At 41.3% G+C, this 1,159-nt stretch carries 2 protein-coding genes; both read right to left on the bottom strand.

Translation table 11 applies throughout. From position 1 onward, the window contains the following. Positions 1 to 251 precede the first annotated feature (251 nt). Positions 252 to 872, bottom strand: a complete 621-nt coding sequence (locus Q8M88_RS06610) for a hypothetical protein (RefSeq protein WP_305595615.1) — start codon at positions 870 to 872, stop codon at positions 252 to 254. Positions 873 to 874: 2 nt separating this feature from the next. Further along, a partial coding sequence (locus Q8M88_RS06605; protein ID WP_305595613.1) for a DUF4395 family protein occupies positions 875 to 1,159 on the bottom strand: 285 nt, incomplete at its 5' end.

The following is a 1,159-nucleotide window of genomic DNA, read 5'->3' as shown; positions in this document are numbered from 1 at the left end:
TTGTTTGAGCCTGTCAGTATCTGCAAAGATTACTGTTTCACCGTCATGTTCAGGAAAAGAGTTTAATGTTTCGTGTTTTTGCCTCAAGTCCTTCAGCTCTTCCAGAAGTTGCTCCCTGGTTTTATCCTGCTCCATCATGGTGTATTGTTTTCAATATGGTATGTCTGATCGGGTCACAGTTCGACCGCTGCAAAAGTATAATTATTCTTTAAAAATAAATAAAACCCTTTCTGACGGGGCAACCATATTTTTCAACGTATATTACCCACCGAATTCTTTGCCGTGTCGTGTTTCGTATATGCTGCAACCACCTTATAGGTTCCTTTTTCAACTATAAGACCAAAGACAAGATGCACTTTTGCTGCGTCTTTTGATACGGCATCCAGGTTAAGGGTCAATTCATATTCTCCATCCGATAAACTGGAAGGCATTTTTAATTCGTTTCCTGCATCGCGGACTTGCCAGATCACTTTTCCACCTCCAACACTTGAAACTGCAGCCGATATGATTGCCCCACCGGGCAAGGCTCCTCCAGGCAATGAAGCTCCCTGAGCCAGCGCCCCACCTGCTGCATGCAGGCCGGCATTCACTTTTAATGTTTCGGAACTGCTTAACAGCGAAACTTTGTTCCCTGCTGAGTTTACGCTAAAAGCCTGATTATTAGGAAACAAAACAACACAATTTCCATCTACAAAACCTGACTGTACTTTTTCACCAAATGTGGCTCCCTGTGTCTGTTTGGGAACTGTTACGTTCATCGAAATCCGGTTAGGCATGCCACCATTGATGTTATTAACCGACTTCTCGGTTTGGCCAAAAGAAAAAACAACTGTACTTATTAATAAAGCGAGGATAATCGGAGTTCGTTTCATGGTTATTTCTTATAAAATGGAAGAACAAGGTAATTATAAATCATACATCCGACACAGATTGCAAACAAAAATTCAAGGGTGGCAAAAAAGATTAAAATACCGGCAACAATCAATGACGCCAAACTCAGTTTAAAGACGAACAGTATGGTGATTACGGCAGTCATTAAAAACCCCAAACGGGCGGCAAAAACTTTAGGGGCTTTGTCAATAAGCTTAAGTGGTAAGTTGAGAGCATTACTCAAATAGTGACTTGCGAAACTGATCGGACTGAATTTTATTTCGGTGAA

The sequence above is a fragment of the Phenylobacterium sp. genome, from assembly GCF_030693805.1.
Lineage (GTDB): Bacteria > Pseudomonadota > Alphaproteobacteria > Caulobacterales > Caulobacteraceae > Phenylobacterium.
Note: the sequence above shows the minus strand (reverse complement) of the source record. Positions and strands in the feature narration are given on the sequence as shown.